The organism is Gemmatimonadaceae bacterium (assembly GCA_020852815.1).
Lineage (GTDB): Bacteria > Gemmatimonadota > Gemmatimonadetes > Gemmatimonadales > Gemmatimonadaceae > SCN-70-22.
The window spans coordinates 1-16,827 of the sequence record JADZAN010000008.1 but is presented as its reverse complement, the minus strand read 5'-3'; the positions used below and the strand labels follow the sequence as shown (position 1 = coordinate 16,827).

Here is a 16,827-nt window from a genome sequence, read left to right as displayed (position 1 = left end):
TCTCGTCTTCTCGTCTTCTGCCCTTGTCCAGTCTTGCCATCATCACCGGCGCCAGCGAAGGGATCGGTCGCGACCTCGCCGAGCTCTACGCCGCCGAGGGACACGACGTCGTGCTGGTGGCGCGACGTGAGGCGCCGTTGCGCGAACTCGCCGCGTCGCTCGTTCGGCGGTTCGGTCGTCGCGCGATCGTCGTCGTGGCCGATCTCGCCAGCCGTGCGGGGTGCGACGCCGTGGTCGCGGCCTGCGCCGGGCGCGAGCGCGACGTCGTTGCCTTGGTGAACAACGCCGGCGTCGGAGCAGTGGGATGGTTCCACGAGCTTCCGTGGGAACGCGAGCAAGTCCAGATCGACGTGAACATCACGGCGCTCACGTACCTCACCTATCGCGTCCTGCCGTGGCTTCGGGCGAACGGGCGCGGGCACATCATGCAGCTGGCCTCGGTCGCGGCCTTCCAGCCCGGCCCGCTGATGGCGGTGTACTATGCCAGCAAGGCGTTCGTCGTCTCGTTCAGCGAGGCGCTGCATAACGAGTGCGCCGGCTCCGGCGTGACGGTGACGGCGGTCTGCCCGGGGCCGACGATCACCGGTTTCCAGCGCGAGGCGGGCATTCGTCAGGGGAGCGGCTCAGGCGGAGCGCCGCCGATGTCGTCGCGCCACGTGGCGGAACTCGCCTATGCCGCGGCGAAGCGTGGCGAGCGCGTTGCCTTCTCGGGCTTCCGCAATCGCGTGGCGGCGACGTTGGGGCGCTATCTCCCGCGCGCCTGGAGCGCGGCCGTTGTGCGCCGCATCCAGCTGCGGCGCATGACCTGACGCATGTCGCGCGGTTGAACTGCTCCGACTCCCTGTTCGCCCTGTGAACTCGGTGATCGCTGTGGTGACGAGCTTCCCGCTTTCGCGAAGCTCTGCGACCTCCGCGTTCTCCTCGGCAAAGATCTCTCACCGCAGAGAACGCAGAGAACGCAGAGGCACTCGGCGGACGTTGGCGCTGCCTCGCGTGCGCCGCGCAGTGCTCGTCCGCGCGCATTGTGGACACGATCTTTCAGCACACGGTTCACGGGAAACACGTAGCGCCACGGAGTGCGTGGGCGAGGGGGCGCTGTAGTCGCCCGAGACTAGCGGGCGGCGCGCGACGTCCGTGACGTCGTGGTCGACGGCAACACGTCCTTGAGGAATCGCCCGGTGTGTGAACCCGGCGTCGCGGCAATCGCCTCGGGAGGACCCATCGCCACGATCGTGCCGCCGCCGTCGCCCCCTTCGGGGCCGACGTCGATGATCCAGTCGGCGAGCTTGATGACGTCGAGGTTGTGCTCGATCAGCAGCACGGTGTGGCCCGACTCCACCAGCCGGTCCAGCACCTCGGCCAGCTTGCGCACGTCCTCCAGGTGCAAGCCGGTGGTAGGCTCGTCCAGGAGGTAGAGCTTGCGCCCGGCGGTCTTGGCCGAGAGCGTGAGTTCGCGGGCGATCTTGACGCGCTGCGCCTCGCCGCCGGAGAGCGTGGTGGCGGGCTGCCCGAGCCGCAGGTAGCCGAGCCCCACTTGTTGCAGCTGCCACAGCGCCTGCCCCAGCTTCTCCTCGTACGGGAAGAAGCGGATGGCCTGGTCGATCGTGAGCTGCAACACGTCGTGGATGCTCCGGCCGTGGAGCGTGACGTCGAGTACCTCGGGCTTGAAGCGGCGGCCGGCGCACTCGTCGCAGGGGACGAAGACGTCGGCCATGAAGACCATCTCCACCTCGAGGTAGCCGGCCCCCTCGCACTTCTCGCACCGCCCACCCTTCACGTTGAAGGAGAAGGTGGAGGCGGAGTACTTGCGCTGCCGCGCCAACGGGAGCGAGGCGAAGATGCGGCGGATCTCGTCGTACGCCTTGATGTACGTGACCGGATTCGATCGCGGGCTCCGCCCGATCGGCTCCTGATCCACGAGGACGACCTCGGTGATCGACTCGTAGCCGGTGAGGCTTTCGTAGGCGCCGACCTTCTCCCCCAGATGCTGCTTGGCGCTGTGCTCGCCGGTGATGCGGTATTCCAGCGCGCGGTACAGCACGTCGTGGACGAGCGTGCTCTTCCCCGATCCCGAGACGCCGGTCACCACGACCAGCGTGCCTAACGGGAGCTTCACGTCCACGCCGCGCAGGTTGTGCTCGCGCGCCCCGGTGAGCGTGAGCCAGCGCGGCCCAGTGCGGCGGCGCTTGGCCGGCAACGGGATGGTGCGCGCGCCAGTGAGGTACTGCCCGGTGAGCGGCGACTCGGCGGCGTCGGCAATCGGGCCCTCGAACACCACGTCGCCCCCCTGTTCTCCCGACGCCTGCCCCAGTTCGATCATGTGATCGGCGGTGCGGATCGCCTCCAGGTCGTGCTCCACCACCAGGACCGTGTTGCCGCGATCGCGCAGGCGCGCCAGGAGTGACAGCAGGCGGTCGAGGTCGCGCGCGTGCAGCCCGATGGATGGTTCGTCGAGCACGTAGAGCGTGTCCACCAACGACGAACCCAGCGCATTGGAGAGCGAGATGCGTTGCGCCTCGCCTCCCGACAGCGTGCGCGTGGCACGCTGCAGCGTGAGATAGGTGAGCCCAACATCGCAGAGGAAGCGCACGCGGTCGCGCGCCTCGCGCAGGATGTGGTCGGCCACCGCCTGCTCTGCCGGCGCCAGCGCGAGAGCGTCCAGCCAGGCGCGCAGCTGGTCGATGGGGAGCGAGGAGACGTCGGCAATGGTGAGGCCCGCCACGCGCACGTTGAGCGCGTCGGGTTGCAGCTTGCTGCCGTGGCACGTGCCGCACTCGCGCGCCGACTGGTACTGCCGCAGGAAGACGCGGATGTACTGCTTGTATCGCTTCTCCTCCAGGTCGCGCAGGAAGGGGAAGATCCCCTTGTAGCCGCGCCCCACGTGATGCAGGAGCTTGTGCCGGACCTCGGCCGGGAGCGACTGCCACGGCGCTCCCATGTCGATTCCTTCCTTCTTGCAGAACTCGGCGAGCGCACGCCGCTTGTTGTCATAGCGCGGCATCGTCCATGGCGCGATGGCGCCGTCGCGCAACGACCGCTCGACACTCGGTACGATCAACGCTTCGTCGTACTCCAGCACCGCGCCAAAACCGTTGCACGTGGAACACGCACCGCGCGGATTGTTGAAGGAGAACAGTTGCGGCGACGGGGTCGGTGAGCGCGTGCCATCGTTAGGGCACTCGAACCGCTCGGTGAAACGGAGAATACGAGCGCCGGTGCCCCCCCGCCCCCCCTCGTCTTCTCGTCCTCTCGTCCTCTCGTCTTCTTGAAGAATCGCCGCACAATCCCCCTCTCCCTCCCTGAAAGCCGCCCCCACCGCCTCGGCAATTCGCCCCCGCTGTTCGGCCGTCACCGAGAGGCGATCGACGACGACCATCAACTCCCCGACTTTCGTGAGATCGAGCTTCTCCGCCGCGAAGTCGTCCACGTGCAACGTGCGACCGTCGGCGACAACGCGCAGAAAGCCCTGCGCGCGCAGGTTCTCGACCACCACCGCGTGCGTGACCTTGCTCGACAGCCGCAACGGGAAACCGATCAGCATCCGCGTCCCCTCGGGGAGCGAGAGAAGGCGATCGGTCACCGAATCCACGCGGTCGGGCGTCATCTCGCGCCCGCATACGGGGCAGAACGTGCGCCCCACGCGCGCCCAGAGGAGGCGCAGGTAGTCGTAGATCTCGGTCGCCGTCCCCACCGTCGAACGCGACGACTTGGTCGGGTTCTTCTGCTCGATCGCCACGGCGGGAGAGATGCCGTCGATGGAATCGACGTCCGGCTTCTCCATGCGCTCGAGGAACTGTCGTGCGTACGACGACAGCGATTCGACGTAGCGTCGCTGTCCCTCCGCGTAAATCGTGTCGAAGGCGAGCGACGACTTCCCGGAGCCCGAGGGGCCGGTGATGACGGTGATCGCGCGGCGCGGGATGGCCACGTCGATCCCTTTCAGGTTGTGCTGCCGGGCGCCCCGGACGAGAATCGCGTCCTTCACGACGAGGAAAGCTAATCGCGCGCCGAGGGGTTACGTCGCCGCGCCGCTCAGCCTCCCGGCGCCGCGCGCGCGCCGCTACCCTTCGGCGGTCATGTCGTCTCCCGTCCAGCCGCCCGATCCGGCAGAAGAGGAGGTCATCGGCAAGGCGTACGATGCACGCCTTGCCCGGCGGCTGCTGCGCTACGCCTGGCCGTACCGCGCGCTCATCGTCTCCTCGCTCGCGCTCCTCATGGTCGACGGCGCGTTGCAGCTGGTGGGGCCGCTTCTCACGCGAGAGGTCATCGACGTCTTCGTCCCGGCGCGCGATTCCGCGGGGATCGTCCGCGCCGCGCTCCTGTTTGGCGCCACGCTCGTGGCGCAGTTCGGCTGCTCATACGGTGAGACGGTGCTCACCGCGCGCCTGGGACAACACGTGATGCACGACCTGCGCACGCAGCTCTTCGCGCACCTGCAGCGACTCCCCGTTTCGTTCTTCGACCGCAACCCCGTAGGGCGCCTCGTCACGCGCGTCACATCCGACGTCGAGTCGCTGAACGAACTCTTCACCTCGGGCGTCGTTGCCGGGCTGGGCGATCTCTTCACCCTCCTCGCCATCAGCATCCTCATGCTGGTGGTGGATTGGCGACTGGCGCTTGCCGCGTTTGCCGCGATCCCGTTCGTCGTCATCGCGTCCAACGTCTTTCGCGTGCGCGTGCGCGAGGCGTACCGCGCCATCCGTACGCGGCTGGCGCGCATCAACGCCTTCCTGCAGGAACGCCTGAGCGGCGTGCGTGTGGTGCAGCTCTTCGGGCGCGAGCGTGACGAGGCTCGCCGCTTCGACGTGCTCAACAAGGATCATCTCGACGCGCATCTGCGGTCGATCACGATCTATGCGCTCTATTTCCCGATCATCGAGCTGCTGACGACCGTCGCCGTCGCGTCCATCCTCGTCACCGGGGCGTCGCGCGTCGACTCGGGATCGCTCTCGGTGGGGACTGTTGCGGCCTTCCTGCAACTCGTGCGGCGCTTCTTCGAGCCGTTGCAGGATCTCTCGGACAAGTACAACACGCTGCAGCAGGCCATGGCGTCGAGCGAGCGGATCTTTCGTCTGCTGGACGAAGGAGCGGACGGGGGACGGGGGGCGAAAGACGAGAGTGCCGGTGCGCTTCGCGCGCAGGCGGATGCTGCGCCCGCGGCGGTAATCGAGCGCGGCACCGCCGCGCCCACTCCCGTCCCCCGTCCCCCGTCCCCCGTCCCCAAAGTCACCATCGAGTTTCGCCACGTCTGGTTCGCGTACGCCGCGCCCCACACCGCGGCGGGCGACGCGACGGAGCGCGAGCCGGAATGGGTGCTGCGCGATGTGAGCTTTGTCGCGCGCCCTGGGCGCACACTCGCCATCGTCGGCCACACCGGCGCCGGCAAGACGACCATCATCAACCTCCTGCTCGGCTTCTATCAGCCACAGCGCGGCGAGATTCTGGTCAATGGAATTTCCATGCACCAGCGCCCCATCGCCGAGGTGCGGCGCCTGATCGGCTACGTGCAGCAGGACATCTTCCTCTTCGCCGGTGACATCGCCTCCAACATCCGCCTTTCGGCGCCGCTGAGTGACGAGGCGGTGCGCGCCGCGGCCGTTCGCGTTGGCGCCGATCGAATCGTGCAGCGCCTCCCCGGTGGCTACGCCTACGAACTGGGGGAGCGCGGAAGTTCCGTGAGCGTGGGAGAACGCCAGCTCCTCTCCTTTGCTCGCGCCATCGCCGCCGATCCCGCGGTCCTCGTGCTTGACGAGGCGACGAGCGCGGTCGACAGCGAGATCGAGGGCGAGATCCAGCGTGCCCTGGCCGAGTTGATGCGAGGGCGCACCACGATCGCCATCGCCCACCGGCTGAGCACCATTCGCGACGCCGACGAGATTCTGGTCATGCATCACGGGGAGGTGCGAGAGCGCGGCACGCACCGCGAACTGCTGGAATTCGGCGGCCTGTATGAGCGATTGTCGCGCCTCCAGTCGGGCGGCTGAACAGCGCATGACCAAGCAGCGCCTGAGCTTGCGGCCCCAACGGTGGCCGGGGTAGTTTCCGCGCTTCCGCGGGCACATCCCCTGCAGGATTGCGCTGGACCTCCCCTCGCTCTTCCCGATTGCACACGCACAGATGCCCTATCTCCAAACTCACGATGCGCAGTTCCCGCTGTTGCCAGGGGAGACGCGCGTGGGTCGGGGGATCGGGGCCGACATCTGTGTGCCTCCGGGGAGCGAGCCGGGAGATGCGGCCGATGCCGCGCTCGTCTCCATCGTGATCGCTCCCGATGGATCGGCGTCGCTGCGCGTGGTGCAGGGCGATGCGGGGGTCTTCGTGAACGGCGTCCCGGTGGGGCGCGAACCGGCGCCATTGCTGCACGGCGATCGCGTTGCCATCGACGGCTCGGAGTTGCGATTCGCCGACGAGGGGCAGGGGGGCGTGACGCAGGAAATACCGACCGCCAGCGACGTGCGCACCGCGACCCCCAGCGCCGGTGTTGGCGAGGCGCGCTCGCGCGGTCGACTCGTCTCGCTCACCGACGGGCGCGAGTACGCCGTTCCGCCAGAGGGGCTCACCATCGGGCGCGATGCGGGATGCGACGTGGTGGTGGCTGCGGCCAAGGTCTCGCGACGCCATGCGCGCGTCACGCAGGTGCCGGGCGGCTATGAGCTGGTCGACACGAGCACCAACGGCGTCCTGGTCAACGGGGCGCGCGTACGGGAAACGCTGGCGCTGGCGCGCGGCGATACGGTGAAAGTGGGGAACGATGAGTTCCGCTTCTATGCCGACGCCGAGCCGGCGGCACCGATTCGCTCGTTGCAGGAGGTTCCGTCGCTGCAGGCGACGGCCGCCATCCCCGCGGTGAAGCGGCCGCCTTCTTTCGCGCCGCCGCCTCCGCCGCCTCCGCCGCCATCTGCTCCGGCGGTCTCGCAGCCCACGCCGTCGGTCATTCCCCCCACGTCGTCAACCGGGGCGGCGAGAGGTCGACGGGCGCTCGCCTCGCTCGAGATCCTCAACGAGGGACCGGTCAAGGGGACAAGCTTCGATATCTCGACGCCGCTCGCGCACGTGGGGCGGGGCGAGCACAACGACGTGTCCATCCACGATGAAAGCGTCTCCGAATCGCATGCCAAGATCCAGCGGCGCGAGGACGCCTGGTACATTGTGGACATGGACTCCACCAACGGGACCTACGTCTCCGGGAACCGGGTGTTTGGCGAGGCGAGGGTGACGAGCGGTGCGGACATCCGCGTGGGCGGAGTGAAAATGCTGTTCCGTACCGCGGGCGGGACACAGCGCACATCGGGGGAGACGCGGGTGATTGTGGGCGTGCGCGGGCCGGATCCCAAGCGCGCGGAGCAGCGGCTCAAGGAGCTTGCGCGGGGCGTGGAAACCCCTCAAGCTCCGCCCACGCGGAACCGGGCGCCTGCGTGGTTGTGGCTGGCACTCGCGGCGCTCGCCGCCATATCCCTCTACCTCGTCCTCCAAGGTCGCTAGTGGAGTTGACCGTTGCGGCCCGCAGCGATGTGGGCATGATTCGCTCAGGAAACGAAGACGCCTTCTTCGCGCACGCCACACGCGAACGCGGCGTCTTCATTGTTGCTGACGGCATGGGCGGGCACGCCGCGGGCGAGGTTGCCAGCGAGATGGCGGTGCAGATCGTCTCGCGCGATCTGCAAGACCTCACCGAGGTTTACGGTGAGGCGGCGCGCCTCCGCGTCGCCGAGTCGCTCCGCATCGCCAACCGCGCCATCTACGACCGCACCATCCAGGAGTCCGACAAGCAGGGGATGGGGACGACCGCCTCGGTCCTCGTGGTCTCGGGGGCGCGGTACCTGATCGGACAGGTGGGCGACTCGCGCGTGTACCTCCTGCGCGACGGTGCGCTGCGCCAGCTCACCAAGGACCATTCCTACGTGCAGGAGCAGGTCGACGCCGGCTTTCTCACCCCGGAGCAGGCACGCTATCACCCCTACAGCAACGTGATCACGCGTTGCGTGGGGGCGAGCGACGCGGTCGAACCTGACACCTACTCAGGCGAGCTGCGCCCGGGGGACGTCTTCCTCGTCGCCTCCGATGGACTGACCGGGATGGTCGATGACCGTCGGCTGCAACAGCTCCTCCTGTCACGCGCATCCGCCGGTCGCGTGGTCGATGCACTGATTGCCGAGGCGAACTATCGCGGTGGGCTGGACAACATCACGGCGATCGTGGTGCAGGTCCTCCAGATCGACGCCGCCCCCAACGCCGACGCTCCCACGGCCGAAGGGCCGGCTTTCCGCGCCTAGGGACCGATGGCAGGGCAGGAGCAGCCGCCGGACCAGGAGACGGTCGCCACTCTCTCCGCGCTCTACCTCGGGAACATCCTCTACGCACTGGAAGCATGCGCCCTGGGGCTCGAGCAGCAGGGGCAGGGAGAGCACGCGGCGTTCTATCGGGGGATCGCGCGAAAGCTGGCGGAGGCCCGCGGGCGCGAGAAGGCTTAGCGCGATGCACCGGACGCGCGTTGCGCGCCGGTGATCGGGCGTTCGGCGCGCGGCGCGCGATGCACCGGGCGCTGCGCGCCGGTGATCGCGCGCGTGGGGGGCGGGGCGCGAGGCGCCACCGGGCGCTGCGCGCCGGTGGGGGGGCGAGGTGCGGTGCGTCGGCGAGACGTTCAGCGCGCGGTCGGTGGCGCGTACTGCTTGGTGAAGATCATCAGCACCCCGGACGACGATCCCGTCCCGAACAGGACGCCGGCTTCGCTTGCCCGGATGAGCACCACGTGGCTCACCTGCTCGGGCGGCGCGACCGAGATCGCTTGCACGGGATCGTGCATGCGTATGCCGTCGACGAAGACCAGGAGGCAGCCTCCGGTGCGCATCCACGCGATGCACCGCGCCCCCGCACTCCCGTCGATGCTCTTGGGCAGGTAGCCAACGGGGCTGATGGACTGCACGAGATCGACGTAGTCGCGCGCGCCGCCACGCACCGACTCGATCTCTGACGGCGTGAGGATCCTCGCCCCCATCGCCTTGAGGTTCATCCCGAGGAACGGGCGATCGAGGATCGCATCGCGCTCGGCGCGCACCACCACCGGCGACAGTGTGATCGGCGCACGCACGATGCGCAGCGTGACCTCGACCGTGTCCGACGCTTCCAGCGGAATCCACGGCGACGTCAGGCGCTTGAAGCCGAGGGAGCGTGCATCGAGCGCGTAGAAGCCGCTCCCGCGTCCGCCGAGGACGAAGCGACCGCGCTCGCTGGTGCGCACGGCGCCAAGAAAGTTCGCCGCGGAGTCCAGCAGGGTGACGATCACGTTGGACAACGGTTCGCGCGAAACCGAATCCACCGCCACGCCGCGAATCACCTGCGCCTGGCTGGCCGACGCGAGGGCGACCTGCGCTCCGGCGACCGCGATCGCGCGGCCGGCCCTTTGGCGAAAGGAAGCGAGCGTCACATGCGTCTCCCCGAGTTTCGATTCACGCGCTGCACGACTCACCCTACACGGGGACAACCGCCGCGTTCCATGCGTCCGCGAGGACGGTGGTTCTCACAGCCCCCGCCGACGCGCCCCGCGCGTCGGCACTCCCGTCCCCCCCCAGCCTTCGCTGGGGCAAGCTTACTCCCGCCCCCCGTCCGCCCCTCATCGCCCCTCCCGCGCCACCTCCATTACCCGCTCCGCCGTGAGCGCGACGGGGCGCGCCACGAACACCCGCATCCATCGCGCGGAGCGATACAGCTGCTCCGACATCTGCGGCAGGTGGATGGCGCCGGTGAGCCCGGCGCTCGTCAGTTGCAACACCTCCCCCGATCTCCGCACCACCGGGATGTCGAGTCCCAGCATCTGCGTCTTCTCGGGGTAGTCCAGCAGCAACTCGCCGGGTTCCAGCCCGCACTCCACCGCCAGCGCATCCTCCACCGCCACCGCTCGTGCGCGATCGGCGGCTATCCACTCGCCCACGTCGGCATCGAGTTCGGCGGCGGGGCACTCGAAGGCGCGCTTGTACAATCGGCGGTTGCGCAGCGCATCGAGCATCGCCGACGGGGCGCGATGCTCCAGCGTGTGCAGCAGCGCCTCGTCGGTGAGGCGCGAGAGCTCCTTCACCTCGAGCGCGCCCCCGGCCAGCGCCTCCTCGACCAACCGCTTGTACATCGCCGTCGCGCTGCGCACGGCATGGTGCCAGTACACGTTGCGATACATCTGGTACTTGGCGAACAGGAGCGACTCCAGCGCCGAGAGCCCCTTTTCCAGCACGCCGATGCGGAGCGCCCCGTGCTGCGGGTCGGGGACGACAGTGAGCGCGTTGATGAGGCGATCGGCGTCGATGGTCCCGTACGGGACGCCGCACATGAGCGTGTCGCGCCGCAGGTACTCGATCTTGTCGAGGTCGAGCGAACCGGAGACGAGCCCCTGCAGCGGGGAGTTGGACGTGCCGCGCACGAGCGCAAGCACGCGCTCCGCGGCATCGGGGGCGATCTCGGCGAGGACCTCGCCCACCTCGCCCGCGGTGATCAGCGGTCGCGCCACCTCCTCGTGGTGCGGGGCGCCGATCTCCTCCAGCGCGTGGGAGAACGGGTAGTGCCCCACGTCGTGCAGGAGCGCCGCCGCGCGCACAATGCGCCCCTCGATGGGGTCGACATCGCGCAGCGCGCCCTGTTCGTCCAGCAGGCGCAACGCCTCGCCCGCCAGGTGATAGGCGCCCAGCGCGTGCTCGAAGCGCGCGTGCGTGGCCCCGGGATACACCAGGTACGCCCACCCCAGTTGCCGCACATAGCGCAGGCGCTGGAAGACCCGCGTGTCGAGCAGCCGCAACGCGAAGTCGTCGACGCGGATGTTGTTCCACAGCGGGTCGCGGATGATGACCGTCATGGCGCCTTGTGCACGCGTCCGTTCGCCATCACGAAGGCGACCTTCTCCAGCGCGGCGATCGTCGCCACCGGATCGCCGTCGAAGGCCACGATGTCGGCGGCATAACCGGCGCGAATCGCCCCGATGCGCGTGCGCCCGCCCAGCAGCTGTGCCGCGTTCCATGTGGCGAACTGCAGCACCTTGGCGTTGGGGATGCCGGCCTGCGAGTAGGCGAAGAGGAGGCGCCGGGCCGCCTCACCCTGCGGCATGTGCAGGTTGAGGTAGTTGTCCGAACCGGCGGCGATCGTCACCCCGGCGGCGATGGCCCGCGTCAGGCGACCGCGCTGCGGGGCGAGGTACTGCGCCACCTGGCCGGCCGTGGGCGCCGGTTGCCCTGAGCGCTGCGCATTGTTGGACACCAACCGATGGAATGTCGCCGAGTCGATGTCCGTGGGGACCATCACCACGTGGTTCTTCGCCATCAGCGCCAACGTCGAGTCGCTCACCTGGTAGGCATGCTCGATCGAGTTGACGCCGGCGAATGCCGCGCGGTACACCGCGTCGTCGCTCGTGGCATGGGCCGCCACGCGCACACCCAGTCGCTTCGCGGTGGCGACGATCGCCTGCATCTCCTCCACCGACAGCGACCCGCGGTTCGGCGTGTTGTTCGAGTAGATCTTGATGACGTCGGCCCCCAGCGTGACGTTCTCGCGCACCCCCTCCGCCGCGTCGTCCGGCGAGCGCACGATGCGATACTCGTCTTCGGCAATCCTGATGTGGTCAGGGACGAGCCCCGGGAACTGTCCGCCGATGGGGGAGAGCCCAGGCCCGGCGACGAGCATTCGCGGCCCCGGCACCGAGCCGTCGTTGATGGCCGTCTTGAGCGCCACGTCGCCGAAGCGCCCCGAGTTCCCCAGGTCGCGCACCGTCGTGATCCCCGCGTCCAGGAAGGTGCGCGCCCGCGCCGCCCCGTGCAGTGCGCGCAGCGGCGTCCCCTCGGCGATCACCGCCTTCGTCCCCTCGCCCGTCAGCGACCCGGCCTCAGGGTCTTCGAGATAGAGGAGGTGCGTGTGCGAGTCGATGAGCCCCGGGAGAACGGTGTAGCGCGATAGGTCGATGACGCGTGCGCCCGGCGGGATCTTCATCGCCTCGTCCACCGCCTCGATCATGCGCCCCTTGACCCGAATCACCCGTGGTCCGAGGAGCGTCGCCGACTCGGAGTCGAAGAGCCGCCCCGCCTTGAGGTAGGTGGTCGACGTATCGCTGGCCTGCGCGCGGACGTCCAGCGGCACGGCGAGTGTTGCTGCTGCGGCGAGCAGGGCGGGGAGGAGGCGGGGGCGGAGCATCAGGGCGTGGGACGGGAGACGGGGGACGGGAGACGGGAGTGCGCGGCTGCGCCGCGCGGACCTGCAACGTAGCCATCCCGCGTCACGCGAGCATCACCCCCCCCAAACGGAAAAGCGCCGACGCGCATCGCGCGTCGGCACTCCCGTCTCCCGTCCCCCGTCCCCCGTCTGCCCTACCTCGGTCCCGCCGCCACGATCTCTGCCGCGACGTTCCCGAACTTCTCGAAGTTCTTCCGGAACATCTCCGCGAGCTTTTTCGCCTGTGCGTCGTAGGCGGCGCCGTCGCTCCAGGTCTGGCGCGGCTTGAGGATCTCGGCAGGGACGTTAGGCACTTCGTTCGGGATCTGGAGCCCGAAGATCGGGTCGGGGGCGTAGGTGGCGTTGTCGAGCTTTCCGTCGAGCAGCGCGCGCACCATCGCGCGCGTGTAGGGGAGCTTCATGCGCGCGCCCACGCCGTAGGCGCCGCCGCTCCACCCCGTGTTCACGAGCCACACCTTCGACCCGTGCTCGTCGATCAGCTTCCCCAGCATCTCGGCGTACTTGCTCGGGTGCCAGACGAGGAAGACGGCGCCGAAGCACGACGAGAAGGTCGCCTGCGGCTCGGTGACGCCACGCTCGGTCCCGGCCACCTTGGCCGTGTAGCCGCTCATGAAGTAGTACATCGCCTGCTCGCGCGAGAGGCGCGAGATGGGGGGGAGGACGCCGAAGGCATCGGCCGTGAGGAAGACGATGTTCTTCGGGTGCCCGCCACGCCCCGAGGGGACGTGGTTGCGGATGTAGTGCAGCGGGTACGAGGCGCGCGTGTTTTCCGTGATCGACTGGTCGTCGAAGCGTACGCGGCGCGTCACGTCGTCGAGGACGACGTTCTCGAGGATCGTCCCGAACATCTGCGTGGTGGCGTAGATGTCGGGTTCCTGTTCGGGCGAGAGGTTGATGACCTTGGCGTAGCAGCCGCCTTCGTAGTTGAAGACGCCGTCGGGGGCCCAGCCGTGTTCGTCGTCGCCGATGAGGCCGCGCGCGGGGTCGGCGGAGAGCGTCGTCTTGCCGGTGCCGGAGAGGCCGAAGAAGAGGGCGGTGTCGCCGTCGGGGCCGATGTTGGCCGAGCAGTGCATCGACAGGACGCCGGCCTTCGGCATCATGTAGTTCATCACCGTGAACATCGACTTCTTGAGCTCACCGGCGTAGCGCGTCCCGCCGATGAGGATCGTGCGCTTCGTCAGGTGCAACACGATGAAGGTTCCGGTGCGCGTCCCGTGGCGTTCCGGCGAGGCCTGGAAATCGGGGGCGTGCAGCACGGTGAAGTTCGGGGCGAACGACGCCAGCGCGGCCACGTCGGGGCGGATGAACATGTTCCGCACGAAGTTGGCGTGCCAGGCGTTGGGCGTGACGTAGCGGACGCTGAGGCGGTGCGCCGCGTCGGCGCCGCAGTACAGGTCCTGCACGAACAGGTCGTCGTTGGCGTTGAGGTAGCTGCGCACATCGCCCAGCAGCGTCTCGAAGTGCGCCTCGGTGATCGGCTGGTTCACCTTGCCCCAGTCCACGTCGTGCTCCGTCTGCGACTCGCGCACGACGAACTTGTCGTTAGGCGAGCGCCCGGTGTGCGGCGCGGTGATGGCGACGAAGGGGCCCATGTCGGCGAGCATCCCCTCGTGGCGTGCAACGGCTTCCTGGATGAGTCGCGGGGCGATCAGGTTCCAGTGGATCGTCCCCTTCGGATTGAGCCCCTGTCCTTCCAGCGCGTTCAGGGGAGCGGTGGTCGTGGCCATGTTGGACAAATCGGGAAGTGGGCGCACTCACGGCTCGCCTGCCCGGTGAGCGCACCCTGGTGTCGTGAGTAGACGATCACAGGAACGAAAAGGCGCGTGCCCCACCCGGCGGCGACAACTCGCGCGACGACGGCCGGGCGCGTTCCTGCGCGTCCATGACCGCAACGGCGGCCATGTTGACGATCTCCTGCACGTCCGACCCCTGTTCGAGGATGTGGACGGGCTGGGCCATGCCGACCAGGATCGGGCCGATTGCCGTGGCACCGCCCAGGTCTCGTAACAACTTGTATGCGATGTTCCCCGCACTCAAGTTCGGGAAGATCAACACGTTGGCCGATTCCTTCAACGCGCTGAATGGAAACGATTCCTCAAGGATCGTGGCGTCCACCGCGGTGTCGGCCTGCATCTCCCCGTCCACCATCAGCGACGGGTCGCGCTGACGCAGCAGCGCTACCGCTTCGGCCACGCGTTGCGCCTCGGGGTGTCGCACCGAGCCGAAGTTCGAGAACGAGAGCATCGCCACCTTCGGCGTCTGCCCGAACGCTCGCACGATCCGCGCCGCGGCGTGCGCGATCTGCGCCAGCTGCTCCGAGGTGGGCTCGATGTTGACCGTCGTGTCGCCACAGAAGACGACGTGCCGCTCGAAGACCAGCATGTACAAGCCGGCCACCAGCCCCGACTTGGTGTGCGCCCCCACCACCTCCAGCGCCGGCCGCAGCGCCTCGGGGTACGTCGTCGTCATCCCCGTGAGCAGCGCATCGGCCTCGCCGCGCGCCACCATCACGTTGCCGAAGTAGTTGCCACTGAGGATGCGCCGCTGCGCCTCGCCTAACGAGAGACCCTTGCGCCGGCGCCGTTCCCACAGGAACTGCGCGTACCCCTCAAGCCCTGGCGCGCGCGCCGGGTCGGTGATCGTCAGGTCGTCCACCCGCACGCCGTCCTGTTGCGCCTTGCGACGGATCGTCGCCTCGTTCCCCAGCAGGATCGGATGCGCGATCCCCTCGTCCATGATCTGCCGGGCGGCGCGGATCATCTTGCGCGCCTCGCCCTCGGCCAGCACCAGGCGCTTGGGATCGCGCACGGCGCGGTTGATGATCCCGCGCATGATCCCTTTTGCACGACCCAGCCGCGCCTCGAGCTGCTCGCGGTACTCGTCCAGCTCGATGAACTCCTGCGCCACCCCGCTCGCCACCGCCGCCCACGCCACCGCCGGCGCCACCCACAGCAGCACGCGCGGGTCGAAGGGGAAGGGGATCAGGTACTCACGCCCGAACTTCACCTGGCGGAGCCCGTACAGCGCCGAGACCGACTCCGGCACGTCTTCCTTGGCCAGCGCCGCCAGTGCCCGCGTCGCCGCCATCTTCATCTCCTCGTTCACCTCAGTGGCGCGCGCATCGAGCGCGCCGCGAAAGATGAACGGGAAGCCCAGGACGTTGTTCACCTGGTTGGGATAGTCGCTGCGCCCGGTGGCTACGATCGCGTCGTCGCGCACCGCCTTCACTTCCTCGGGGAGAATCTCGGGCGTCGGGTTGGCGAGGGCGAAGATGATCGGGTTGGGCCCCATCGACCGCACCATCTCCTGCGTCATCGCCCCCGCCGCGGAGAGTCCGACAAACACGTCGGCGCCCACCAGGGCGTCGGCAAGCGTGCGGGCCGTGGTCTCGCTGGCGAACTTTGCCTTGTAGGGATCCAGCTTCTCGCCGCGCCCCTTGTAGATGACGCCGGCCTTGTCGCACATGACGATGTGCTCGCGCCTAACGCCAAGTCGCACGTAATGCGAGGCCGTCGCGATTGCCGAGGCGCCGGCGCCGGAGAAGACGACGCGCACGTCCTCGATCCTCTTGTCCAGCACCTCGAGCGCGTTGAGCAGTGCCGCACCGGAGATGATCGCCGTCCCGTGCTGGTCATCGTGGAAGACGGGGATCTTCATCGTCTTCCGCAGCGTCTCCTCGATGTAGAAGCACTCCGGCGCCTTGATGTCCTCGAGGTTGATCCCGCCGACGGTGGGCTCGAGGAGCTGGCAGAAGCGGATCACGTCGTCCGGGTTCTCGGACCCCACTTCGAGGTCGAAGACGTCGAGGTCGGAGAACTGCTTGAAGAGGTTCCCCTTCCCCTCCATCACCGGCTTGCCGGCCAGTGCGCCGATGTTGCCGAGCCCGAGCACCGCCGTGCCGTTGGTGACGACCGCGACCAGGTTCCCCTTGGCCGTGTAGCGGTAGGCGTCGTTGGGCTTGGCCTGGATCTCGAGGCAGGGTTCGGCGACGCCGGGCGAGTACGCCAGGGAGAGGTCGCGCTGGTTGTTGAGGGGCTTGGTTGGTACGACCGCGATCTTCCCGGGCCTGGGAGACGCGTGATAGTCGAGGGCGTCGTTGCGATTCATGGCAACAATTTACCGGCGTGGAACGCGCTCGGGGGTCAGGTAGCACCCCACGAGGAGAGAAGCCCCAACAGTAGACGCCGCGAGCGCCTCGCGCGACGGGGGAGGGGGCGGGGGGGGCGAGTGGCAGAGGGGGGAGAAGCTGGGAGGGCGTGTCGGAGTGCGGGGGGAGCGGCGGCGGCGCTCGCGGCGGGCGTGAGGCCGGTCGTTGGCGCGCGGAAGGCAGGGGTTAGAGAACGGTGCGGGGACAAATGGATCCCAGCTTTCGCTGGGATGGTGGGCGAGCGGGCTTCGGCAGGCGCCTTCGCCCCCCGCGCGCGCCTTCGCCCCCTCCTCACCGCGCCCCCTCCTCACCACGCCCCCCCCGGCCCTCACGCCCCGCGCGCCAGTGCTGACGCTTCTTCGCGGCTTCGCGGCTTCGTGTGAGACCGGTCTTTCCCGCGTGCTCACCACCGCCCGCGAACGGTGCGAGGACAAATGGATCCCAGCTTTCGCTGGGAAGGTGGGCGTGAGGGCTTCGGC

General features: G+C 68.6%; 11 protein-coding genes. 5 read left to right on the top strand and 6 right to left on the bottom strand.

The genetic code is table 11. From position 1 onward, the window contains the following. The first annotated feature begins 23 nt into the window (after window positions 1-23). Window positions 24-809 (top strand): SDR family oxidoreductase, encoded by a 786-nt coding sequence (locus IT359_04215; GenBank protein MCC6928180.1) that lies wholly within the window; start codon window positions 24-26, stop codon window positions 807-809. 302 nt (window positions 810-1,111) lie between these two features. On the opposite strand, the gene uvrA is transcribed toward IT359_04215, so the two are convergent. Further along, window positions 1,112-3,985 (bottom strand): excinuclease ABC subunit UvrA, encoded by a 2,874-nt coding sequence (gene uvrA / locus IT359_04210; protein MCC6928179.1) that lies wholly within the window; start codon window positions 3,983-3,985, stop codon window positions 1,112-1,114. Between the two features lie 91 nt (window positions 3,986-4,076). Between uvrA and IT359_04205 the strand changes: the two genes are divergently transcribed. The 4 genes from IT359_04205 to IT359_04190 all read left to right on the top strand — a co-directional run bounded on the left by IT359_04205 (window position 4,077) and on the right by IT359_04190 (window position 8,471). Continuing rightward, the gene (locus IT359_04205) at window positions 4,077-5,984 is read left to right on the top strand and encodes an ABC transporter ATP-binding protein (protein MCC6928178.1); all 1,908 of its coding nucleotides are present in this window, start codon (window positions 4,077-4,079) and stop codon (window positions 5,982-5,984) included. 190 nt (window positions 5,985-6,174) lie between these two features. After that, window positions 6,175-7,482: an FHA domain-containing protein gene (locus IT359_04200; protein ID MCC6928177.1), complete on the top strand. Its 1,308-nt coding sequence runs from the start codon at window positions 6,175-6,177 to the stop codon at window positions 7,480-7,482. Window positions 7,483-7,517: 35 nt separating this feature from the next. Then, a complete protein-coding gene (locus IT359_04195; GenBank protein ID MCC6928176.1) occupies window positions 7,518-8,273 on the top strand; it encodes a Stp1/IreP family PP2C-type Ser/Thr phosphatase in 756 nt (251 codons plus the stop codon). A 6-nt stretch (window positions 8,274-8,279) separates the two neighbouring features. Beyond that, on the top strand, window positions 8,280-8,471 hold the full coding sequence (locus IT359_04190; GenBank protein ID MCC6928175.1) for a hypothetical protein: 192 nt from the start codon (window positions 8,280-8,282) through the stop codon (window positions 8,469-8,471). Window positions 8,472-8,641: 170 nt separating this feature from the next. Here the strand turns inward: IT359_04190 and IT359_04185 are convergent, their stop codons facing one another. The 5 genes from IT359_04185 to IT359_04165 all read right to left on the bottom strand — a co-directional run bounded on the left by IT359_04185 (window position 8,642) and on the right by IT359_04165 (window position 16,308). Further along, window positions 8,642-9,424, bottom strand: coding sequence for a TonB-dependent receptor (locus IT359_04185; protein MCC6928174.1), 783 nt, complete (start codon window positions 9,422-9,424; stop codon window positions 8,642-8,644). Between the two features lie 186 nt (window positions 9,425-9,610). After that, the gene (locus IT359_04180; GenBank protein MCC6928173.1) at window positions 9,611-10,837 is read right to left on the bottom strand and encodes an HD domain-containing protein; all 1,227 of its coding nucleotides are present in this window, start codon (window positions 10,835-10,837) and stop codon (window positions 9,611-9,613) included. Next, the gene (locus tag IT359_04175; GenBank protein MCC6928172.1) at window positions 10,834-12,162 is read right to left on the bottom strand and encodes an amidohydrolase family protein; all 1,329 of its coding nucleotides are present in this window, start codon (window positions 12,160-12,162) and stop codon (window positions 10,834-10,836) included. Before IT359_04175 ends, IT359_04180 begins: the two co-directional genes overlap by 4 nt. A gap of 173 nt (window positions 12,163-12,335) precedes the next feature. Further along, a complete protein-coding gene (gene pckA / locus IT359_04170) occupies window positions 12,336-13,928 on the bottom strand; it encodes a phosphoenolpyruvate carboxykinase (ATP) (protein ID MCC6928171.1) in 1,593 nt (530 codons plus the stop codon). A 76-nt stretch (window positions 13,929-14,004) separates the two neighbouring features. Further along, window positions 14,005-16,308: an NADP-dependent malic enzyme gene (locus IT359_04165; protein ID MCC6928170.1), complete on the bottom strand. Its 2,304-nt coding sequence runs from the start codon at window positions 16,306-16,308 to the stop codon at window positions 14,005-14,007. Window positions 16,309-16,827: the final 519 nt, after the last annotated feature.